General features: G+C 45.0%; 18 protein-coding genes and 1 pseudogene. 9 read left to right on the top strand and 10 right to left on the bottom strand.

From position 1 onward, the window contains the following. Positions 1-39: 39 nt before the first annotated feature. The 4 genes and pseudogenes from EQY75_RS02350 (at position 40) to EQY75_RS02335 (ending at position 3,657) form a co-directional block, all read left to right on the top strand. Positions 40-684: a flavin reductase family protein gene (locus EQY75_RS02350; RefSeq protein WP_129602532.1), complete on the top strand. Its 645-nt coding sequence runs from the start codon at positions 40-42 to the stop codon at positions 682-684. Next, positions 674-808, top strand: a complete 135-nt coding sequence (locus tag EQY75_RS02345; protein WP_129602530.1) for a DUF2256 domain-containing protein — start codon at positions 674-676, stop codon at positions 806-808. Before EQY75_RS02350 ends, EQY75_RS02345 begins: the two co-directional genes overlap by 11 nt. Before the next feature lie 9 nt (positions 809-817). Next, the gene (locus EQY75_RS02340; protein WP_129602528.1) at positions 818-2,113 is read left to right on the top strand and encodes a DASH family cryptochrome; all 1,296 of its coding nucleotides are present in this window, start codon (positions 818-820) and stop codon (positions 2,111-2,113) included. Between the two features lie 12 nt (positions 2,114-2,125). Continuing rightward, positions 2,126-3,657 (top strand): annotated as a pseudogene (locus tag EQY75_RS02335) (cryptochrome/photolyase family protein). A 131-nt stretch (positions 3,658-3,788) separates the two neighbouring features. On the opposite strand, the gene EQY75_RS02330 reads toward EQY75_RS02335, so the two are convergent. Continuing rightward, entirely contained in the window at positions 3,789-4,337 is a 549-nt protein-coding gene (locus EQY75_RS02330; RefSeq protein WP_129602524.1) for a ClpP family protease, read from the bottom strand. Positions 4,338-4,946: 609 nt separating this feature from the next. Between EQY75_RS02330 and EQY75_RS02325 the strand changes: the two genes are divergently transcribed. Next, entirely contained in the window at positions 4,947-5,615 is a 669-nt protein-coding gene (locus tag EQY75_RS02325) for a hypothetical protein (RefSeq protein ID WP_129602522.1), read from the top strand. On the opposite strand, the gene EQY75_RS02320 is transcribed toward EQY75_RS02325, so the two are convergent. From EQY75_RS02320 to EQY75_RS02310, 3 genes are all read right to left on the bottom strand, one after another. Continuing rightward, positions 5,612-6,775: an MFS transporter gene (locus EQY75_RS02320; RefSeq protein WP_129602520.1), complete on the bottom strand. Its 1,164-nt coding sequence runs from the start codon at positions 6,773-6,775 to the stop codon at positions 5,612-5,614. The two genes, EQY75_RS02325 and EQY75_RS02320, sit on opposite strands and share 4 nt — an antisense overlap. A gap of 30 nt (positions 6,776-6,805) precedes the next feature. Next, on the bottom strand, positions 6,806-8,074 hold the full coding sequence (gene kynU / locus EQY75_RS02315) for a kynureninase (protein WP_129602518.1): 1,269 nt from the start codon (positions 8,072-8,074) through the stop codon (positions 6,806-6,808). 64 nt (positions 8,075-8,138) lie between these two features. Then, positions 8,139-8,603, bottom strand: coding sequence for a GNAT family N-acetyltransferase (locus EQY75_RS02310; RefSeq protein ID WP_129602516.1), 465 nt, complete (start codon positions 8,601-8,603; stop codon positions 8,139-8,141). A 63-nt stretch (positions 8,604-8,666) separates the two neighbouring features. Between EQY75_RS02310 and EQY75_RS02305 the strand changes: the two genes are divergently transcribed. Continuing rightward, positions 8,667-9,317 carry an O-methyltransferase gene (locus EQY75_RS02305; protein WP_129602514.1) on the top strand — a complete coding sequence of 217 codons (651 nt, stop codon included), beginning with the start codon at positions 8,667-8,669 and terminating at the stop codon, positions 9,315-9,317. Here the strand turns inward: EQY75_RS02305 and EQY75_RS02300 are convergent. The 6 genes from EQY75_RS02300 to EQY75_RS02275 form a co-directional block, all read right to left on the bottom strand. Further along, positions 9,274-9,846, bottom strand: a complete 573-nt coding sequence (locus EQY75_RS02300; protein WP_129602512.1) for a phosphatase PAP2 family protein — start codon at positions 9,844-9,846, stop codon at positions 9,274-9,276. The genes EQY75_RS02305 and EQY75_RS02300 overlap by 44 nt on opposite strands. Before the next feature lie 9 nt (positions 9,847-9,855). Further along, positions 9,856-10,137 carry a Sec-independent protein translocase subunit TatA/TatB gene (locus EQY75_RS02295; RefSeq protein ID WP_129602510.1) on the bottom strand — a complete coding sequence of 94 codons (282 nt, stop codon included), beginning with the start codon at positions 10,135-10,137 and terminating at the stop codon, positions 9,856-9,858. Between the two features lie 91 nt (positions 10,138-10,228). Further along, entirely contained in the window at positions 10,229-12,538 is a 2,310-nt protein-coding gene (locus tag EQY75_RS02290) for a M1 family metallopeptidase (protein WP_129602508.1), read from the bottom strand. 67 nt (positions 12,539-12,605) lie between these two features. Next, complete coding sequence (locus EQY75_RS02285; protein ID WP_246019958.1) at positions 12,606-13,100, bottom strand: DUF6702 family protein; 495 nt, start codon at positions 13,098-13,100, stop codon at positions 12,606-12,608. A 55-nt stretch (positions 13,101-13,155) separates the two neighbouring features. Further along, complete coding sequence (locus tag EQY75_RS02280) at positions 13,156-13,956, bottom strand: carboxypeptidase-like regulatory domain-containing protein (RefSeq protein ID WP_129602504.1); 801 nt, start codon at positions 13,954-13,956, stop codon at positions 13,156-13,158. Continuing rightward, positions 13,943-14,692, bottom strand: a complete 750-nt coding sequence (locus EQY75_RS02275) for a peptidase associated/transthyretin-like domain-containing protein (protein WP_129602502.1) — start codon at positions 14,690-14,692, stop codon at positions 13,943-13,945. The genes EQY75_RS02280 and EQY75_RS02275 overlap by 14 nt, the downstream gene beginning before the upstream one ends. A 310-nt stretch (positions 14,693-15,002) precedes the next feature. On the opposite strand from EQY75_RS02275, the gene EQY75_RS02270 reads away from it, so the two are divergent. The 3 genes from EQY75_RS02270 to EQY75_RS02260 all read left to right on the top strand — a co-directional run bounded on the left by EQY75_RS02270 (position 15,003) and on the right by EQY75_RS02260 (position 23,990). Next, on the top strand, positions 15,003-19,364 hold the full coding sequence (locus EQY75_RS02270; protein WP_129602500.1) for a beta strand repeat-containing protein: 4,362 nt from the start codon (positions 15,003-15,005) through the stop codon (positions 19,362-19,364). Between the two features lie 3 nt (positions 19,365-19,367). Beyond that, positions 19,368-20,513 carry a T9SS type B sorting domain-containing protein gene (locus tag EQY75_RS02265; protein ID WP_129602498.1) on the top strand — a complete coding sequence of 382 codons (1,146 nt, stop codon included), beginning with the start codon at positions 19,368-19,370 and terminating at the stop codon, positions 20,511-20,513. A gap of 162 nt (positions 20,514-20,675) precedes the next feature. Next, positions 20,676-23,990 (top strand): collagen-like domain-containing protein, encoded by a 3,315-nt coding sequence (locus tag EQY75_RS02260; protein WP_217349968.1) that lies wholly within the window; start codon positions 20,676-20,678, stop codon positions 23,988-23,990. Positions 23,991-24,017 lie beyond the last annotated feature (27 nt).

The following is a 24,017-nucleotide window of genomic DNA, read 5'->3' as shown; positions in this document are numbered from 1 at the left end:
TGTTTAACTTTTTAATAGTTTTGTTAAACACCTAAATAAATGGCACATTTAGATCTGCAGGAGATTGAAAAACTGAATTCCCGATATAGGGCCAATTTTATCAACAGTATAACAGGATACAAGTCGTGTAACCTCCTGGGGACCCGATCCAGTGAGGGAAATTCAAATCTGGCTATCTTTAGTTCACTCTTGCATATCGGCAGTTCTCCGGCTCTAATAGGGTTTGTATTGCGCCCTTTAACCGTAAGACGGGATTCTTTTAATAATATTAAACAAACGGGGCAATTTACCGTAAATCAGGTCTCATCAGAATTCTTTAAGCAGGCGCATCAGACAGCCGCTAAATACAAGGAGGAAGATTCCGAATTTGAGGCGGTAGGTCTAACAGCACAATACCTCGATGATTTTAAAGCACCATATGTAAAAGAAAGCCAATTAAAGATTGGTTGCACTTACAAAAACCATTATCTCCTGGAAGAAAATGGCTGTATCCTTGTGATCGGGGCTGTTGAACACATCTATTTCCCACAAGCTATACAAGATCCTGACGGGTTTCTGGAATTGAATAAGATAAATACAGTAACAGCCATGGGACAGGACGGATACGCCTTACCCGCTTTCCTGGGCAGGTTATCCTATGCAAGGCCCGGTTCTGAACCCAATTTCATAGAACATGGCTCATAAGAAACCCAATTTACCGGTTAAAATATGTGTTCACTGCGGCCGACCGTTTAGTTGGCGAAAGAAATGGGAAAGAGATTGGGAAGAGGTTCGCTACTGTAGCGAGCGATGTCGAAAGAATAAATAAAAACAAACAATGAAATCATTAGTCTGGTTCAGAAACGATCTGCGAATTGCAGACAACTCCTCCCTTCAAAAAGCTTGCAAGGGCGAAAAGGTGCTGGCCGTTTATTGTATTGATCCTTCACTTTTTGAGGTAGGAGATTTTGGATTCAAAAAAATGGAGAAGTACAGGGCAAAATTCTTATTGCAAAGCCTCAACACCTTGCAACAAAATCTTAACTCCCTCAATATTACTTTGCTGGTTTATTTTGCAAAAGCGGAGGCCGTCATCCCCGGATTGATAGAACAGCACAACATAGATAAGGTTTACCTTCAGAAAGAATGGACAAGGGATGAGGTTCGGGAGTTGGCGGAAGTGCGAAATAAGTGTTCCCATGTGATAGAATTTATAGAGAGTTTTGACCAGTTTCTCTTCCATCCGGAGGACATTCCCTTCACTGATATGTCAAAAATCCCTGAAGTCTTTACCCAATTCAGAAAAGCATGTGAAAAACAATCGCAGGTCAGAGATACCATTGCGGTTCCCGATCCCAAAGAGCCGAAAAATATTATCCCCGAAAAGGCTTCCGTTCCCAAACTGGAAGATCTGGGCTTTGAATCCTTTGCATCCCACCCCCACTCGGCATTCCCATTTAAAGGGGGAGAAGATGCCGCCCTCGCAAGGATAGATGAATACTTTTGGAAGACGGGAAAACTGGCCTATTACAAAAAAACCAGGAACGGCTTGGTTGGGAAAGACTACAGTTCGAAACTTTCGCCATGGCTGGCTAATGGAAGTCTATCCCCCAGAACCATTTACCGGGAGGTGAAAAAGTTTGAAAAAGAGGTGAAAAAGAACCAGGACACTTACTGGCTTATCTTTGAACTGATCTGGAGAGATTACTTTAAATACGTATCCATGAAACACCGAGATGCTATATTTCATCTGGGTGGTATCCTCGGGAAAGACTACCCATGGAACAATTCGGAGGCAGCTAAAAAATCCTGGATTAAAGGAACTACAAAAGAACCCTTCGTTAACGCAAATATGATAGAATTGGCCAATACCGGATGGATGAGTAACCGGGGCAGACAAAACGTTGCCTCCTACTGGGCAAAAGAATTAAAACAGGACTGGCGAATAGGAGCAGCTTATTTTGAAGCCCTCCTGCTCGATTATGACGTTCACAGTAATTGGGGGAACTGGATGTACAACAGCGGAGTGGGCAATGATCCCAGAGACCGAAAATTTAACATTCAAAGACAAGCCCAGATGTACGATCCTACTGCCAAATTTCAAAATCGCTGGTTGCAACAAACCCTTTTTTAATTCGGAAAAAAGATGAAAAAACTACGCTTAATTCTAGGAGACCAACTCAACCTGCAACACCCTTGGTTTGAAGAAGTCGATTCCGGTTGCACCTATATCATGGCCGAAATGAGGCAGGAAACAGACTATGTTACCCATCACGTACAAAAGGTAGTAGCCTTTTTTGCATCGATGCGAAATTTTGCTACTGCCCTGGAGGAACAAGGCCATGAGGTCATTTACTTGAAAATCAATGATGAGGATAATCCGCAGGACTTAAAAAAACTCATCCAACAATATACGGACCAACTCAGATCGGATAAGTTTGAGTACCTCCTACCCGATGAATACAGACTTGATAAGCAATTAAGAGAAATAACAGAATCCCTGGAGATCAAAAGCGAATGTTTTGACACTCATCATTTTTTGACAAAAAGAGATACCCTCGAAAAATTCTTTGAAGGAAAAAAGCAACTGGTAATGGAGTCGTTCTATCGAATGATGAGGAAAGAATACGACATCATGATGGAAGACGGGGAGCCCGAAGGCGGAAAATGGAATTATGACCAAAGCAACCGAAAGAAATGGAAGGGCAGCCCTGAAATTCCTTCTGAATACGATACGCGCAAAGACATAAGCGATCTTCTGGCCGAAATTGAAAAAGCAGGAATCGAGACAATAGGCAATATAGATGCCCAGGCTTTTAACTGGCCTACGTCAAGAAAAGAAAGCCTTGAAGTTTTAAATTACTTTGCTGAAAATTTATTGCTACACTTTGGAGACTACCAGGATGCGCTTCATACCGAACAGAAGTTTCTTTTTCATTCCAGAGTATCTTTTGCCCTCAATAGCAAAATGCTTTCGCCAAAAGAGGTGATTGATCGGGTATTGGAGGAGTTTCGGAGAAACGAAGAAGAAATTGATATTAGTCAGGTAGAAGGTTTTGTTCGACAAATATTGGGCTGGCGAGAATTTATGAGAGGTATTTATTGGAGAGAAATGCCTGATTATCAATATACCAATGCCCTTGATAATCAAAACAAACTCCCTGATTTTTACTGGACCGGTAACACCAAAATGAATTGCCTGAGTCACGCCATCAACCAGAGTCTGGACGAGGCCTACGCTCATCATATACAACGCCTTATGATTACGGGTAACTATGCCCTGCTCACCCAGACAGATCCAGCTGAGGTAGATGCCTGGTACCTGGGTGTCTATATCGATGCCATAGAATGGGTAGAGATTACTAACACGAGAGGGATGAGCCAATTCGCCGATGGAGGACTCGTAGCTACAAAACCCTATGTAAGCAGTGCCAATTACATTAATAAAATGGGTAATTATTGTTCCGGATGCTCTTATGATCACAAGAAAAAAACCGGAGAGAATGCCTGTCCTTTCAACGCCTTGTACTGGAATTTTCTGGATGCCAAAAAAGAGGTATTCAAAGACAATCCGAGGATGGGAATGATGATGAGTTTACTCTCTAAAAAGGGGATGAAGAAATGGAAGAAATAAGAAACCGGGCAAAGGATATCATTGAGCATCCGGAAAAATTCTGATGAAATTCCTGTTTTGTCATCCAGACCCAGCACTTAGTACGTAAATACAGCTCCATCCGCCTTTGGCGCCTATATAAAAAAAGTTCGGTGTAGAAATACATCGGACTTTTCACTTATTTACAATTGTATTTTTATTTCATTATTCCGTCTACGATACCGTATTCTACTGATTCTTCGGCGCCCATCCAGTAATCACGATTAAAGTCTTTCATGATTTTTTCAAAGGTCTGACCACAATTCTCGGCCAGTATTTTAGCCCCGAGTTCTTTGGTTTTAATAATCTCCTTCGCCTGAATCTCTATGTTAGAAGCCTGGCCCCTTGCGCCACCGCTTGGCTGATGAATCATCACCCGTGCATGAGGCTGAATAAAGCGCCTGCCTTTCTTGCCAACAGAGAGCAGAATAGATCCCATTGATGCAGCCAGGCCAGTGCAAATGGTTGATACCGGACTCTTTAATGACTTAATAGTATCGTAAATTGAAAATCCTGAGGTAACATATCCTCCCGGGCTATTGATATAGAGTTGAATTTCCTTGTTATTTTGCATATCGAGATACAGTAACCTGTCGATAACATGTTTGGCCGAATCATCATCAACCATACCCCACAAAAACACTTTTCTCTCCTGTAGTAATTTATCGTCAATCGCTTCCTGTACTTTTCCCTTTTTAGCAGCCATAATCTTAATTTATAATGTGTCAAAGGTACGCATTTACCCTACATTTTGCCAAGTCGGCTTGCCTCAAAAATCGAGGAGATCAACCTCCTAATTATCAGTAATTTATATAGGTTTCTTAGAAACACGATTATTAATATATAGAGCAAATTGTGCATTTAATCAGATTAGTCGCAAAAATGACCAAAAAAAATCATCCATAAAAAAGTCCCGTTTATCGAATCCCTGGTCGTTTATCGATAAAAATCCTGGTATAACGTCCTTCAATGCCATATTAGTGATAACTGCCATTATTTTGTATTAGCTAAACCTAAATAATTGTGATGTGGCTGTCCCAAAGCAGGCTTTTTTTCTTTAAAAATATCTCCAAGTACACCACTATCGGGAGGGGGAATTGTACAGATGCTGAACTCGAACTCAACCGAAGAACCGAATTCCCTATAATACAAATTAAGGATCCAAAGGATGTGTATGTAAAAAACATATAACAGTTAACCAGACTAACTACTAACTCGAGATCCTGGGCGGTACGCTGCCCGGGATCAACTTTTTATAGATAACAGTAAATAATTCAGAATAAAAGTTCAAACCCATTATCTTTGAAAGAAAAATATGAGCGTTAAATCATTTGTTCTTCCCGCATTTCTCCTCTTAGTTGTTGCATGCAAATCCGACAAAAAAGCAGACCCTGTAAAAGAGGAAACTATAATTGAAAAAGTAGCCAAAGCTCACGGCATTGAAGAATGGAACGGCGTAGAGGAAATCCGATTTACCTTCAACGTAGATCGCGATACTATGCATTTTGAACGCCATTGGAAATGGGATACAAAAACTCATGAAGTACAGGGTATTTCACGAGGTGACACCATTATCTACAACAGAAAAGCTATTGACAGCTTGTCCCAAAACGCAGATGCGGCTTTTATTAACGACAAATACTGGTTGTTGGCTCCAATCAATATCTTCTGGGATCGAAAAAACCTGACATACAATTTTGAAGATAAAGTCCTTGCTCCAATCAGCAACGATTCCCTGTCAAAACTCACTGTGGTTTACGGTAGTGATGGAGGATATACCCCCGGAGATGCCTATGATTTTTACTTGGGCGAAGACTATCAGATCAAAGAGTGGGTTTTCAGAAAGAGCAATAGCCCAGAACCTTCAAGCACAACCACCTGGGAGGATTACGTAGACCTGAACGGATTGAAGATATCCAGGATGCACAAAAATAAAGAAGGTAATTTTTCTCTGTATTTTACTAACGTAGAGGTGATTGACTAATTCTGAGACTTTCCTCCCTTACTTCTTCTTAATAACAGTGTAGTTCCCAGTACTGCAATTACTCCAGCCAGAAGAACCATAAAACTGGTGTTAAGGGAATATTTTTCGGCTAGGAATCCCAGGATCACGGGTCCCATTAAAAATCCGGAATAGCCTGTACCTGCAATAAATGCAACCCCTTGAGAGGATTCTACTCCCTTCACATTCCCCCCTATGCGGAATAGTTCAGGAATGATCACAGAGAATCCCAGTCCGGTTAAGGCAAAGCCCAAAATGGCCAGGTAGGTTTGGACCATGAGTACACACAGATAACCTGCGATGGCTATGGATGCCCCGAGAGCCACGATCTTTACGGATCCAATTCGTGCACTAATGGCATCCCCCAGAAACCGACCGAGGGTCATTGTAATCTGAAAACCGAGGAAGCCTGCTCCCCAGAGTGTTTCAGGTGCCAATGTTTCTTCTTTTAGAAAAAGTCCACTCCAGTCGACTATCGCCCCCTCACTTCCCATAACAACAAAAGAAACTAATCCCAGCAGTAATAAAGGTTTGAAATTTCTGAAGCTAAAGGGTTCTTTGACTATAGGTGCCGCCCTGATGTGCTTGTACCTTTTGTGAAATATAAAGTTGATAGAGAGCACTAGTAGAATTGCCAGCACCATATGGAGCATCCTGTTTGAGAAAATCAGGATTAGGAAGCTGCCCAATCCTGCCAACACCCCTCCGAGACTAAAAAAGCCGTGTGAGGCAGACATAAAGTTTTGCCGGTCCTCTTTTTCTATTTCCGTGACTAGGGTATTCATGGAAATATCAAGCAGGCCGTTGGCCGAACCAAAAAAGAACAAGGCAATTGCGAGGGTAATAAAGCTATCTGCCATCAAAGGGAATAAGGCTGTTAAGCACAACAGTAAAATACCGAACCAGGTAGCCCTCCCTACCCCTAAGTAATTGACTATGCGCGAAGCCACAGGAAAAACGGTAAAAACACCCAGGGAAAGGAAAAACAAGGCAATACCCAGAGTAGCTTTATCGATTCCAAGATCGTCCTTTACGGTTGGTATATATATAGCCCAGGTACCGAATAGTATGTTTAAACTGGCAAAAGCCCAGGCCGGGCCGAAGTATCTTGGATTGGATAAAATAAGTCGCAATGACCTCATTGGCGCCGAATAATTACAGAGGACCTCGTATCAGGTTTCCTCGATTCCTCGCTTTAAAATCTGACCAAAGCGATACATATCTTCATAAGAACAATAAAAGGGTGCAGGGGCCAGGCGTATAACATTGGGCTCCCTCCAGTCTGTGATCACTCCGTTTTTCATGAGGTAGTCGAAGATCGGCCTGCCCTCCCCGTGTAAAAATACGGAGAGTTGAGTTCCTCTGGCCTCTGGTGTAATAATCTCAAAGGTACTTTCTACTTCTTTATCAATTTCGCGAAGAATAAATTCTAAATAGGAAACTATTTTATTTCGTTTCGCGATCAGTTTCTCCATTCCAACTTCCTCAAACATTTCCAGAGAAGCCAGGTATGGGGCGAGGGCGAGAACAGGGGCATTACTGATCTGCCAGGCATCTGCATTATCCATGGGATCAAATTGAGGTTGCATCAGGAATCGGGTTTCTTTTTTAGTACCCCACCACCCTTCAAAACGTGGAATATCGGTCCTGCCGTGATATCGTTCATGGATAAAAACCCCTGACGCATTTCCCGGGCCGCTGTTCATGTATTTATAACTGCACCAGGCAGCAAAATCGACGTCCCAATTGTGCAAATCGAGTTCTACATTCCCTGCAGCGTGGGCCAGGTCCCATCCTACGACTGCTCCCACATCTTTTCCCGCCTTGGTTATGGTTTGCATGTCAAAAACCTGCCCGTTGTAGTAGTTCACTCCTCCCATAAGGACAAGAGCCAGCTCGTCCCCCACTTCTTCTATTTTAGCCAAAACATCTTCAGTTCGCCAAAAATTTTCTCCTTCTCTTTTCTTTACTTCAACTATGGTGTCGGAAATATCCAGGCCGTGAAACTTAATCTGACTCTGGAACATGTATTGATCAGAAGGGAAGGCTTTTTCTTCACATAATATTTTATATCGTTTAGCGGTAGGTCGGTAGAAGGAGACCATCAAAAGATGTAGATTAACCGTGAGGGTGTTCATCACCGTAATCTCAGGAGTTTTTGCCCCCATGATCCGGGCAAGGGGTGCTGCCAGACGCTCATGGTAATCCCACCATGATTTCTCTGCATAAAAATGCCCCTCTACCGCCAATTCTCTCCAGTCTTTCATGATCTCTTCTACAAAATCCGCAGACCTTTTCGGTTGAAGGCCAAGGGAATTACCGGTAAAATAAATGACTTCCTTACCTCCTATTTTTGGAAAATGAAATTGATCGCGATAAGCAGCCAATTGATCATTCGCATCGAGTTCTTTGGCATAGGAAAGGGTATTCTGAAAACTCATAGACATCTTTTCTCCAAAAATACAACAACACTTACTAATCGACGACTCCTGCAAGTAATTCCCGTTAAGGCGAGGGAAGTCGCATCTCCACGATATGTTTTTTAAAACCTGCTTTAAAATAGGCATTTAGTGCCGGACTGTTGTCGTCATAGACTGTAAGCCGTATCTCAGACAGCTTATTTTCATAAGCCCAAGCTTTGAGCTCATCTATGATCATACGATTAATACCCCTTCCTCTGAATTCTGGCAGGGTATACATAAAACCCAGGTAGGCGTAATTCTTATGATCAAGGTAATGCCTGCCAGGTTTGGATAAGCCAAACCCTGAACTCACTACCTTGCCTTTTACTTCAGCAACCACCACTTTAATTTCCCGATTTTCAATATAGCTGCGCAGGTCGTAATAATGCACTTCTCCCTCTCGGATAGTGGGGTCAAAAGGTCGTTCAGCAGCAATGAGTTCCTCTTCAAATTGGAGAAGAGCAGGCAGGTCATTCAGCACAGCGTCGCGGATCAGGATCTCTTTCATAAAGACAATAGTTTATCCGCCCTCAAAGTAGCCTAAAAAGCCTATTTTTACAAAAAGTTCGGCATGCATTTTCTTCCAGACCGCCTGCAACAGTACCTTACCGACCATTCAGAAAATGAACCGGAATACCTCACAGAACTGAGCAGGGAAACCCATTTAAAAGTACTTCAGCCCAGAATGATCACGGGCCATTACCAGGGAAGGGTACTCAGTATATTATCAAAAATAATCAGACCGGAGCGCATCCTAGAGATAGGTACTTATACGGGCTACTCTGCTCTTTGCCTTGCAGAAGGTCTGCCTCCCAAAGGCGAATTGCATACCATAGACATTAATGAAGAATTAGAAGATATACAGCGCAGGTATTTTGAAAAATCCGGATATGGAAAACAAATCATTCAGCATGTCGGGAATGCCATTGAAATCATTCCCCAATTAGATATGCAATTCGACCTTGTTTTTATCGATGCTGAAAAAAAAGAGTACAGCCGCTACTTGGAAGTAGTACTTCCAAAAATGAGAGCTGGAAGTATTCTTTTATCAGACAATGTATTGTGGTCAGGAAAGGTAATTGAAGCCCTTGACCCGGCAGATAAAGCCACTGAGGCGTTGCTGGATTACAATAAGATGCTCAAGGAGGATCAGAGAATTGAGACTGTAGTTCTTCCCATCAGGGACGGCTTAACCCTAAGTAGGGTACGAGGACCTTTGTAAATATGCTGTAAAAAATAAATGCCATTAAAAGACCAACCAAAGCTCCCGCGATAAGGTCGAGAGGATAATGCACCCCTACGTAAATCCGACTCATTGAAAACAATACCGGCCAGAGGTAGAATACCCATACCCAGCTGAATTTAGACCTGAGGAACAAAACAACCAGAGTAGTTACGGCAAAAGAGTTAGCCGCGTGTCCGGAGAAAAAGCTGTAGTCATTAGGCCTGAACAGAACGCGAACAATGCCATTGAGGTCCGATACGTTATTGGGCCGCAGACGTCCCACGAATTCTTTGGTGAGATACATTAATGCCATGACAAAACCGAAAAGCAGGACGGTCATAAGGATCATTGCCAGGGCATCTTTTCCTTTGTAATGGCGCAAAAACAAAACAAAAAAGAGAATAAAAAGGGGAATCCAGGTAGTAGTGTGTGTCACCAGTGACCAAAACCAGTCGTATTCTTCAATTCCAAGGTTGTTCAGGTAGATGAACGTATTCCGATCCCATTCTATCAACCGTTCCCACATCCTTCTTCCTTACTTTCTTTTAATCGTTCCGGAGACATCTTCGATATTCTTCTTCACCTTTTTCATCTCATCTTTGATATCATCGGCAATACTGGTATCTATCCCTTGCTTCTCTGCACTTTTCTGAATCTCTTGTTTAATATCTTCGGTGGCATCCTTCAATTGACGCATTCCTTTACCAAGACCCTTGGCAATTCCGGGGATCTTGTCGGCTCCAAAGACCATGACCACGATGAACATGATAAAGAAAATCTCGGCTCCGCTAATAAATAAGACTAAGAGAGAATGCATAGTACAAATATAATCAAGTTTGATTCCTTTTATAAAATAAAACGATCCCGAACATAAATGTCGGGATCGTATTCTATTTCATAGAGATGAATTAGTCTCCTTTGATGCCCTCTTTAAACTGGTTGAATTCTGAAGGAGCTTCATTTTTTGGCCAGCTGTTGTTGGTAACGTCAATATCTGCAGTCTCCGCACGCGGATCTACTGTTATAGCTACCAGTTCGGTCTGTGAAGAAATTACCCGCCTTACCTCAGCATCGTTTTTACGCCAGATTTCCGGTGGGTAAGTCACTTCCTCTGAACTTCCGTCCGAATAGGTGTATTCAACAATCAAGGGCATGGGTATACCCCCTGGTTTGTTAAAGGTCACTTCATAGAAATATTTGGGTTCTTTCACCCGAGCTCTTTCCTCCGCAGTGAGGTTGTCCAACATAAATTCTTTGAGAGAGGATGAAACTTCACTTGGAGTTTTTCCGGCCATAGATTTACCAATAGAATCTTTATTCTGTTCAGCCAGGTAAACGAGGGGAGGGAAATCAGATTCTGTCAGGTTTCGCGATGCCATATATTCCTGCATCTCCTTCCCCGGTTTATCACTAACCACGTATTTCTTAACATCTTTTACTCCTATGTCGACATAGTCAGTAGTATAAAACCAACTCCTCCAAAACCAATCCAGGTCTACTGCGGAAGCATCTTCCATTGTGCGGAAGAAATCCTCAGGAGTAGGATGTTTAAACATCCAGCGCTGGGAATAGGTTTTGAACGCGTGGTCAAATAATTCCCTGCCCATAACGGTTTCCCGCAAAATATTAAGTGCTGTTGCAGGTTTTGCATAGGCATTAGGGCCTAGTTTGTATACGTTTTCGGGATTAGACATTATGGGCGAGATCGTGCTTTGGTCCCCACTCATATAAGGTATGATCTTGGAAGGATCTCCCCTTCTTGAGGGATACTTCTCATTGGGAGCAATAACTTCGGGATATTTCTCACCAAACTCTTGCTCTGCTAAATATTGCATAAAGGTATCCAAACCTTCATCCATCCAACCCCATTGACGTTCGTCTGAATTCACAATCATCGGGAAAAAGTTGTGACCTACTTCGTGGATGATCACACTAATCATCCCGTACTTGGTTCGGTCTGAATAGGTACCATCTTCATTGGGCCTCCCGTAATTCCAGCAAATCATGGGATATTCCATACCCTGATTTTTGGCATGAACGGATATGGCTTTGTGGTAAGGATAATCAAAAGTGTGCGCAGAATAAGACTTTAGTGTACTGGCCACGGCTTTAGTAGATAACTCCTCCCATAGTGGGTTTCCCTCCTTGGGGTAAAGCGAAACGGCCATAACATCTTTGCTTCCGATTTTCACAGCCTGCATATCCCATATAAACTTTCGTGAAGTTGCAAAACCGTAATCCCTTACATTCTCTGCACGGAATTTCCAGGTCTTTTTCTTTTCAGAAAAGCTTTTCTCTGCAGCTTCAGCTTCTTCCTGAGTTACTATCAGCACAGGTTTATCGTAGGATTTTTTCGCCTGCTCATAGCGTTTCATCATCTCTTTGCTGAAAACCTCCTTACGGTTGAGTAGTTCACCGGTAGCGTCGAGAATATGATCTGCCGGCACCGTAATACTCACATCGTAATTCCCAAATGGGAGAGCGAATTCACCACTACCCCAGAACTGGTGGTTTTGCCATCCCTCCACATCGCTGTAAACGGCCATACGGGGGAAGAATTGAGCTATGACATAAGCCCTGTTTCCATCTTTCTCAAAATATTCATAACCTGAACGTGCCCTGTTAATGGTGTGATCAGGAATATTGTACCACCATTTTACCGAAAAAGAAACATTCTCTCCGGATTTCAGTGCCTGGGGCAAATCTACCCTCATCATCGTTTGGTTGATGGTGTAAGGGAGTGGTTTGCCATTCGAATCTTTTACAAATTCAATATTGAATCCACCGTCAAAACCTTCATCCAAATAGGTTTTTGCAAAGGAGCCGGCAGTATAGGCCACATTAACCCCACTTCCATTTCTCAGCGGTGCCTTGGAATCTCTGGCTCTGACGTTTTGGTCGAGTTGCAACCATAGAAATTCAAGAGCCTCAGGGGCATTATTGTGATAAGTAATAGTCTCTTCCCCGTAAATCCTTGCGTTCTTGTCGTCGAGTTCAATGTCCATCTCATAGTCGGCCTGCTGCTGATAATAGTTAGGGCCTGGGGTTCCAGAGGCAGATCTGTACATATTGGGAGTAGCAAACTCCTGGTACATCTGTCTGAATTTACTCTCATTCAGGTGACCTGGGTCTCTTTCATAAATTTTCTCTTCCTGTGCTAAAAGGATGGTAGCAAATAGGAGAAGTACTCCTGTGGCATAATTTTTTATCTGATTCATAAAGTAAGTTGTGAATTTTTTCCGGCGCGGAAAATAGGATTTTTCGAGGAGAATTTACCTTAACTTTTTAAAAGTTTAACATTCCCTTGCTGCTTTCACGGATGAGGACAAAACTCTTTTTTTTGTCCCCGAATTTAAAATGGAGAATATTCTTTTGCTCTTCAAAGACATCCATCAACAGCTCATTCTGAATTTCCAAAGAATTAAGCTTATCCAAAGAAAATCCGGGAATCTCCAGGAAGAGAATTATCATATCACTGTCCGTCTTTTTTCCCAGATAATTATAGTTGACCTGAATATCGTTGATCTGAACGACAAATTTGGATTTGAGGTATCTCTCAATAAGGCGATCTGCTTCGGATATTTCCTGTGGTGTCCCTAAAATGGCCTTAACCTCATATCTTTCCAGCAATGCCCTTTCGAGATCATCGATAAAAACCCGACTCGTAATCTGAATCGCTTCTTCTGCTGCGTAGTATTCAATCTGGGTTACACTGACATAGAATTTGTGTACACCAAAGGCGATAATCAGGGGAATAAAAAATAAATAGAGGACTTTCAAGGTACTATGTATTTAAATATAGCTGATAAAAAAGCAATTCCTGTGCCAAGTCTGATCATTTGAGTTGATTATTTTCCCTGTAGGACTTGCTTTTCATCATGAGCAAGTTTAAGATGGCTATTTGATCTTCTGTTGACACTATAGAATCAAAACTCTCATCCACTTCGCAATAGTACATAAAATCGTCAATACGCTCAGTTGGTATTCCCAGTCTTTTTACAAAAATACTATCCGGATAATAATTGCGAACCTGTTCTGTGAGCAGGTATTTCTTATCTCTCGCCACTCTCTTTTTGAGCATTTTTGTTCGACCTGTAATCATATTGATCAAAGGGTTAAAGGGAATGGCCGTGAGCATACCTATTTGAAAAGGTCCCATAGAAGCTTCCTTGAGCAGACGTTCGCTTTGGATCAAAGGTTTTACATTGGAGTTGGGCAGACCAAGGGTAGATGCCGAGACTACATTTTTAACCCTCATCCCATCCATATCTCTGCTCAAATCCCCGGAAAGGTTGAACGGGCGTACCACCACCTCATCAAGTTCATTTACAAATTCTTCCAGGGTAATATAGACATAACTACTCTCCAGGATAGACGCTGAAACGACTAAGGTTTTTCTTTGGTACTGTAGGGCAGAAAAAAGCAAGGTATCTCCCATGGTGGCTGTAATGGAGAATCTGCCGTTTTGATCAGAAATAGTGGCTTTATCGGCCGTAGTATTCATGATATGAACATCGGGAACTCCTTTTCCATCAAACCTGGTTTGTCCTTCCAATTCAAAATTAAAGTAGGACTGCCCATTCACGAGAGAAACGACAATCAGGAAAGCAAATAGCAGCCAATTATTCTTCCACATCGAGCCCTTTTCTGAATTCCTTACTTTGAGTGACCAGAAATTCGATCAATTGAAATTCATTGTCCTTTCTCAAAAGTGATTGAGCCGGCAGTTTATTATCGCAGTAAATTAGGAAAGCATCGATCTTATCCTGGGGTAATTGCAGATCGAGGACAAAAAAGTCATCGTCATAAACCTGACGAAGAACCTCACTAACTTTTAATGGGGTTCTACCTGTTTCATTATCGGCATTTCCGGAAAGAAAAAGGGCTTTAAAGATATTGACAAAATTGAGGCCGTCCTGCATACCCCTTACTGTGGGATCCAGGGCAATATTTTGCACTTCTGCAGTGGCATCGGTTTCGTAGGCGTATTGTTTGAATTCCTCGTTTTGCAATTGTAGGAACTTCTTCTGATTTTCGGGACTGACAGTTACTTCATCCAGTTCAGTGACTTTTTCATTTACCTCAACTACCAATCGGTTTCTTTTAAGGATCTCCGCTGTTACATTCAGAATCTCGATCTGATAATTGATGGCGGTAAAGACCAATTCGTCCCCTTCTGCTACATAGATCAGGAATTCTCCCTTGTTATTGGTTATCGTAGCTTTTTCAGTGGTGGTATTAATTACGTTTTCATTGGCTACGGGCACATTCCTGTAAATTACCTGCCCCCTTAATGGGCGGCGATCGTCGGATTGGGAATAGCCAAAGGAAGTGAAGATAAGTGCTGATAAGAGAAATAACAGTTGTTTCATGTATGGTATGAGTGCATCAAACGCACATTTGAAATTAGAATAGAGACCTGAATCCCCTGAGCGGTTAAAGAAAAAATAAGTTCGACTCATAAAAAAATAATGAATCATAAAACTTATGTTAAAAAGTAAGGTAAGTCAAATCGCAAACCCATAATTTTTAAGAAGAAATTACAAAAATTAACTCAATAAGCAGCAATACAATTAATCGTGGGTGATTTACCCATAATTTGAGTATTTCGGGGGGTATCTTTAGTCCGATACCGATATAATCCTACTTTTGTAGCTGCCCTCTTTATGATGTAAATATTTGATGATGAAACGAAGAATTTTAATGACAGCAATGCTGATGGTTTTATCTGCCGGACTCTACTCACAGATAAAGATCGGAGATAACCCACAAAACCTGGACCCTTCTTCAGTTCTTGAACTGGAAAGCTCTAATAGGGTATTTGTCATTACTCGGATCACTACGGCCCAAATGAATGCTATAAATCCATTGCCGGGAGCCATGATCTACAATACTGATGAACAGTGCCTGTTTTATTTTGAGGGTACAGAATGGATCAATCTCTGTGATGCACTCAGGCTAACCTTTACGGCCGATCCCATTTTTAACGACTACAGCACTATAGTCATTACTGAGAGTGAGGACAATGTGAATTTTGAAGTTCGTGAGATCCGCGGACAGAATATTGTAGATTTTACAATCACGAGTGTGGATATTCAGAACAATGCCATTACCTCTTCAAAACTTGCGCCCGATTCTGTGGGAAATGAAGAACTACAGGACAACACTGTCTCTGATGCTGAAATAGACTACGCCCAGGTAACTTTAAGCGACTTTACCAATGACGCCGGGTATATAACCAGTGCAGCCATTGTCAGTGCCGATGCAGGAAATTCTATTATTCCCGGAAGTGATAACGGGGCATTTCTGGACCTTGCTCCGGTGCAGACTGCTTTAAACGATCTGGATGTGGCCGTAACCACTATTTCGCTAGTGGATAATGGGGATGGAACCTACAGTTTTTCCGACTCCATGGGAAATATTCAATTAATCACCACCAACGGTCTTACTATCACCAACACAGTTGCAGGCAACCTTATTGCAACAATTACTCTGTCTGATGGCAGCAGTACAAATATTAACGAAACGATTACCAACCTCACTGACGCAGGAGATGGCTTTATTACTTTTACCAAGGAAGATGGCACACAGGATACTGTAGCCAAAGCTGATATCACAGATAATGGCGATGGCACCTATACTTTTACCAACAATGATGGTGTTGACGTTACTATCACAACCAATGGTCTCACTGTAACTAATACCGTTGTCGGAAATTTGATTGCCACCCTCACTCAGCCCGATGGAACAAATACAGATGTCAATGAAACAATCACCAGTTTAATAGACAATGGCGATGGATTGGTCACTTTCGTTAAGGAAGATGGCACACAGGATACCGTGGCTAAAGCGGATATCACAGATAATGGCGATGGCACCTATACTTTTACCAACAATGATGGTGTTGACGTTACTATCACAACCAATGGTCTCACTGTAACTAATACCGTTGCAGGAAATTTGATCGCCACCCTCACTCAGCCCGATGGGACTAATACGGATATCAATGAAACAATCACCAGTTTAATAGACAATGGCGATGGACTTGTCACTTTCGTTAAGGAAGATGGCTCGCAAGATACCGTGGCTAAAGCTGATATCACAGATAATGGCGATGGCACCTATACTTTTACCAACAATGATGGTGTTGACGTTACTATCACAACCAATGGTCTCACTGTAACTAATACCGTTGCAGGAAATTTGATCGCCACCCTCACTCAGCCCGATGGGACTAATACGGATATCAATGAAACAATCACCAGTTTAATTGACAATGGTGATGGACTTGTCACTTTCGTTAAGGAAGATGGCTCGCAAGATACCGTGGCTAAAGCTGATATAACGGATAACGGTGATGGCACATATAACTTCACCAATAATGATGGTACTGATATTATTCTCGATTTTAATGCAGCGGCTTTGCCTTTTGACAATACTGTACTTGGCAACCTTTTTGCTACAGACGTACAAGCCGCCATTGATGAGGTAAGCACGGCAGTGGCGGGAGGATCAGATGATCAAATCATTTCTACAGATGGTAACCCGGGCAATATCAGTATCGAAACAGGAAATACTATCGTACTGAACGTAGAGGACGGCGATTTTGACGACACAAATGAATTAAACTCCAGTGTTGCCATGGTTGCAGGTGCACTTGAAATCACCGACGCAGCTGGGCCTATCAGCGAAAATCTGATTAGTACAGATGTCAATAACAATCTTATTTTTGGTACGGATGGCAGACTCTATCTCAATGTAGATTCCGCCGCGAGCGGGGAGACAATTACCTCTATAGTAGACAATACCGATGGTACTTTTACCTATACCAATGAAAATTCGATTCCTGTAATAATTTCTAAATCAGATATAACGGATCTGGGTGACGGCACTTACACTTTTACCAACAATGATGGAAGTGACGTAGTTATAGATACACGTGCAAGCAGCAATCCTTATGATAATACTGTCACAGGATTACTAACAGCAAACGACGTTCAGGGAGCATTGGATGAATTGGCGGCGGGAGGAGACAATCAGGATATCAGTACTGATAACAGTGCTGGAAACATAACTATTGACAATGGAAGTACTATAGTTTTAAATGTTGATGATGCCGATGCGGATCCGACCAACGAACTCAATTCAACCCTTACCCTGACGGGAACGACGGTTCAGCTTACCGATGCAGGAGGTACGCTGCCCCTGGACCTTGATCCGACCTTTGCCACCGATGCAGAACTCGCAGCTCTAAATACTGACGATGCCGATGCGGATCCGACCAACGAACTCAATTCAACCCTCACCCTGTCGGGAACAACGCTTCAGCTCACAGACGCAGGAGGTACGCTGCCCCTGGATCTTGATCCGACCTTTGCCACCGATGCTGAACTCGCGGCACTAAATACTGACGATGCCGATGCAGATCCGACCAACGAACTCAATACAAACCTCACTCTGGCGGGAACGACTGTACAGCTTACCGATGCAGGGGGCACTCTGCCCCTGGATCTTGATCCTACTTTTGCCACCGATGCAGAACTCGCGGCACTAAATACTGATGATGCTGATGCAGATCCAACCAACGAACTCAATTCGACCCTCACACTGGCGGGAACGACTGTACAGCTTACCGATGCAGGAGGCACTCTGCCCCTGGATCTTGATCCGACCTTTGCCACCGATGCAGAACTCGCAGCTCTAAATACTGACGATGCAGATGCAGATCCAAATAACGAACTCAATACAAACCTCACTCTGGCGGGAACGACTGTACAGCTTACCGATGCAGGAGGCACTCTGCCCCTGGATCTTGATCCGACCTATGCCACCGACGCAGAACTCGCAGCTCTAAATACTGACGATGCCGATGCAGATCCAAATAACGAACTCAATACAAACCTCACTCTGGCGGGAACGACTGTACAGCTTACCGATGCAGGAGGCACTCTGCCCCTGGATCTTGATCCGACCTTTGCCACCGACGCAGAACTCGCAGCTCTAAATACTGACGATGCCGATGCAGATCCGACCAACGAACTCAATTCAACCCTCACTCTGGTGGGAACGACTGTACAGCTTACCGATGCAGGAGGCACGCTGCCCCTGGATCTTGATCCGACCTTTGCCACCGACGCAGAACTCGCAGCTCTAAATACTGACGATGCCGATGCAGATCCGACCAACGAACTCAATTCAACCCTCACTCTGGTGGGAACGACTGTACAGCTTACCGATGCAGGAGGCACGCTGCCCCTGGATCTTGATCCGACCTTTGCCACCGACGCGGAACTCGCAGCTCTAAATACTGACGATGCAGATGCAGATCCAAATAACGAACTCAATACAAACCTCACCTTGGCGGGAACAACGGTACAACTTACAGATGCAGGGGGTACGCTTCCCCTGGATCTCAATCCCACTTTTGCAACAGATGCGGAACTCGCAGCATTAAATACTGACGATGCAGATGCTGATCCAAATAACGAACTCAATACAAACCTCACCTTGGCGGGAACAACGGTTCAGCTCACAGATGCGGGAGGCACTCTACCCCTGGATCTTGATCCGACCTTTGCCACCGATGCAGAACTCGCAGCATTAAATACTGACGATGCCGATGCGGATCCCAATAATGAGATCCAAAATGCCGCCCAAGTTACCTATGATAATACCTCTTCTGGACTTATTGCCACGGATGTTCAGGGAGCAATTGATGAGGTGTCTGCTTCAGGCCCTTCCAGTGTTTTCCATGCCTTAGGATTTATAAATGGCGCACTGGTTGACGGTGCCCTGGGAGGGGTAATAAACGGTCAGAATATTGCTTCGATTACTGATTTGGGCATTGGTAATTATAGGGTAAATTTTACCAGTCCCGCCAGTTCTACTAATTACGTTGTACAATTAACATTAAGAGCTACGCTTTCAGGTGCTTCAATACAGGTTATTGGGCAGACAGCAACAGACTTTACTGTTCAAATAAAAGATCCAGATGATATTACCAATTTAGATGCATTTTGGTATTTCTCGATTATTGATTTTTAAGTTATGAAGAATATCATAATTCCAATATTTCTTCTTCTATGCTCTCGTAGTGTAGCCCAACCCGCCCTCTATAACAGCGGGAACCTGCGAATCCATGACCAGGGTCAGCTGGGCTTCCACGCTAACCTGATCAATGATGGTATCTTTGACGATAACCTTGGTCTTGTGGGCTTTTACAGCCCTTCTTCCCTTGAAGTTTCGGGAGCCCTTAATCCGGTCTTTTTTGATGTGGAAATTGCAGCTGATGGTGGAGTAATCCTTAATACCAGCGTCAACGTGCGCAATAATACCAATTTTATTTCCGGAGATTTCAGGACGAACAAGGCTGAACCACAGCTGTTTTATGAATTCCTTCAGGATGCCTTTTTCGTTGGGGAAAGCAATGTTTCCAAGGTAGATGGTTATGCCTCCATGTCGGGGCAACAAAGCTTTACTTTTCCTGTGGGTGATGCTGCTGAGATCAGGCCTTTGATCCTCAATTCTGAGGCAACCAATCCCTTTTCAAAGTGTGCCTATTTCTACGAAGATCCCAATTTCCCTTCCACATTTAATCCCTTTAACACCCAGATTAAGCCCAGAACGGTTGAGGCTGTCAGCACCTTTGAATTCTGGCGACTTGAAGGCTCGGTTACCTCAACGGTAACGCTGAGTTGGAATGCCAGAAGCAATCTTTCGTTTATCGCTGAAGAAGTAGGTAACGTCCTGATCATGGGCTGGAATAAAGTTGCCCAACAATGGCTTCCTTTAGGAACTACAGCAGTTGGGGGTGATCTCAATGCTGGTTTTGTTACATCAGGGCCCTTTATTCCGGATGATTTTGAAATCATCACTTTTGGCAGTCTGGCAATTGCGGAAGATCTTCTAACCCTGGATAATTACTACATTTCACCCAATGGCGACGGTATCAATGATTTTCTACAAATCCCTGAGCTGGAGCAATCTCCTAATAACCGCCTGGAAATCTACGACCGCAGGGGTTTAAAAGTCTTTCAGATGGAAAATTACCGGGATGAATTTACGGGGATATCCAATGTGGAAAATACAGTCCTGAATCGAGGAATTGGCCTCCCTGAAGGGCTCTATTTTTATATCATTACCATGGACGATCTGAGTCTTAATTTCCAGGGTTTTTTATTCCTGGAACGTTAGATGTAAGGCGAATCTTACTCGCTGAAGTACCATATTTTCGGTATCTCGCGAGGTTTTCTGACTTCACAACAGCTTTCGATCACTTCACAACAATAATTCCGGCTGCCCGGGACTGTGCGCTATTTTTACTAGGCTATGAAAAATATGCGCAAATTTTTTACAATGGACACAAAAAGCTTTTTATTCCTCACAGTTCTTCTTTTGGGTCAGGTCCTGACGGCCCAGGTAAAGATCGGGGAAAATCCCAATCAGATTAATTCAGCTTCCATCATTGAATTGGAAAGCACCAGCAAGGCTTTTGTACTTACTCGAGTGACCACGCTACAGATGCAGAGCATTAAACCATTACGCGGTGCCCTGGTTTACAACACAGATGACGACTGCGTTTTTTACTACGAAGGTTCTCAATGGATAGATCTTTGTAATAGCTCAGCTAACAAAGGTACTTTCACCTTTGAAGACAACAACAATGGAACCTTTACGATCAACTATTCAGACGGTACTTCTTTTACCTCCTCTGATCTGACAGGACCACAAGGACCACAAGGAGACCCGGGACCGCAGGGACCTCAGGGGCCAGCAGGATTAGACGGTGCCGATGGAGCTGACGGAGCTGATGGCGCTCAAGGACCACAGGGAGATCCGGGTCCGCAAGGCCCACAAGGAATACAAGGTGACCCCGGACCGCAGGGACCACAGGGACCTGCAGGATTGGATGGTGCCGATGGTGCTAATGGTGCTCAAGGACCACAAGGGCCTCAGGGACCGGCAGGACTAGACGGGGCTGACGGGGCTGACGGCGCTCAAGGACCACAAGGAATACAAGGTGACCCGGGACCGCAGGGACCCGCAGGATTGGATGGTGCCGATGGCGCTGATGGCGCACAAGGACCGCAAGGACCACAGGGACCGCAGGGACCAGCAGGATTAGACGGTGCCGATGGTGCTGACGGAGCTGATGGTGCTCAAGGACCACAGGGAGATCCTGGACCACAAGGAATTCAAGGAGATCCGGGACCGCAAGGACCCCAGGGACCGCAGGGACCAGCAGGATTGGATGGTGCCGATGGCGCACAAGGACCACAGGGACCGCAGGGACCAGCAGGATTAGATGGTGCCGATGGTGCTGACGGTGCTCAAGGACCACAAGGAGACCCGGGGCCACAAGGCCCACAAGGAATGCAAGGAGATCCGGGACCGCAAGGGCCTCAGGGACCGCAGGGACCAGCAGGATTAGATGGTGCCGATGGTGCTGACGGAGCTGATGGCGCTGATGGCGCTCAAGGACCACAGGGTGATCCTGGACCACAAGGAATACAAGGTGATCCCGGTCCTCAAGGACCGCAAGGACCACAAGGGATACAAGGAGATCCGGGACCGCAGGGACCCCAGGGACCAGCAGGATTAGACGGTGCCGATGGAGCTCAAGGACCTCAGGGAGACCCGGGACCGCAGGGACCACAGGGTCCGGCAGGATTGGATGGTGCTGATGGTGCCGATGGCGCACAAGGACCGCAGGGAGATCCTGGGCCTCAAGGAATACAAGGAATACAAGGAGATCCGGGATCACAAGGACCTCAGGGAGACCCGGGACTACAGGGACCTCAGGGGCCAGCAGGATTAGACGGTGCCGATGGTGCTCAAGGACCACAGGGAGATCCTGGGCCTCAAGGAATACAAGGCGATCCAGGACCGCAGGGACCACAAGGAATACAAGGTGACCCCGGACCGCAAGGACCCCAGGGACCTGCAGGAGTAGATGGTGCAGATGGTGCTGATGGTGCTCAAGGACCACAGGGTGATCCGGGTCCGCAAGGACCACAGGGTGATCCGGGTCCGCAAGGACCACAAGGGCCTCAGGGACCGGCAGGACTAGACGGGGCTGACGGGGCTGACGGCGCTCAAGGACCACAAGGAGACCCGGGGCCACAAGGCCCACAAGGAATGCAAGGAGATCCGGGACCGCAAGGGCCTCAGGGACCGCAGGGACCAGCAGGATTAGATGGTGCCGATGGTGCTGACGGAGCTGATGGCGCTCAAGGACCACAGGGTGATCCTGGACCACAAGGAATACAAGGTGATCCCGGTCCTCAAGGACCGCAAGGACCACAAGGGATACAAGGAGATCCGGGACCGCAGGGACCCCAGGGACCAGCAGGATTAGACGGTGCCGATGGTGCTGACGGAGCTGATGGTGCTCAAGGACCACAGGGTGATCCTGGACCACAAGGAATACAAGGTGATCCCGGTCCTCAAGGACCGCAAGGACCACAAGGGATACAAGGAGATCCGGGACCACAAGGACCACAGGGTCCGGCAGGATTGGATGGTGCTGATGGTGCCGATGGAGCACCAGGACCACAGGGAGATCCTGGGCCACAAGGCCCACAAGGAATACAAGGTGACCCGGGACCGCAAGGACCTCAGGGGCCTGCAGGATTAGACGGTGCCGATGGAGCTGACGGAGCTGATGGCGCACAAGGACCACAGGGTGATCCGGGTCCGCAAGGCCCACAAGGAATACAAGGTGACCCCGGACCTCAGGGACCACAGGGGCCTGCAGGATTAGACGGTGCCGATGGAGCTGACGGAGCTGACGGCGCACAAGGACCACAGGGTGATCCGGGTCCCCAAGGACCGCAAGGGCCAGTTGGACCTGCAGGATTAGACGGTGCTGACGGAGCTGATGGTGCTCAAGGACCACAGGGAGATCCTGGGCCACAAGGGCCTCAGGGACCGCAGGGTCCGGCAGGACTAGACGGTGCTGATGGCGCTGACGGTGCTGACGGAGCACAAGGACCACAGGGAGATCCGGGTCCTCAAGGACCGCAAGGGCCACAAGGACCTCAGGGTATTCCCGGCGATCCGGCTACTGATGACCAGGCGCTCTCAACAGACAATAACCCAGGCAATATCAGCATCAGCGGAGGAAATACTATCACGATTAATACAGATGATGCAGACGCCAACCCAAATAATGAGATACAGACCCTATCCCTAATAGGCCGGGACCTAACCATCTCAGGTATGGGAGGGAATACGGTTACCTTGCCTGTACTGGTCAACCTTGCTAGCGATGATCTTACCCAGGATGCTGAGACCCGAACCTATAACATGAACAACCAAAACCTGGGCTTCACTAATGGTAGTGTCGGAATCGGAACATCCACGCCTACATCGCGTTTATCCACAATAGGATCCTTCTCTACCCCTATCCGTTCAACTGCTGTGAACACAACTCTGGGAGTTGATGATTTTACACTGATCATGACCGCGAAAGACCTAACGATCACCCTCCCGGCAGCAAATACTTGCCAGGGAAGGATTTACGTCCTTAAGAATACCGCTAACGGCGACAATACAACTAACATCAGTTTTCGCGATAAAAAAGGTGATCCGGAAATCAAGATCGATAAGGAAAAGACCCTTTGGCTTCAAAGCGATGGTGCCAACTGGCAATTGATCAATATACTTTAAAAATGGGAATTTCAATAAATATAGAAG

It is taken from the genome of Muriicola soli (assembly GCF_004139715.1).
Classification (GTDB): domain Bacteria; phylum Bacteroidota; class Bacteroidia; order Flavobacteriales; family Flavobacteriaceae; genus Muriicola; species Muriicola soli.
This window is presented reverse-complemented; position numbering and strand designations above follow the sequence as displayed.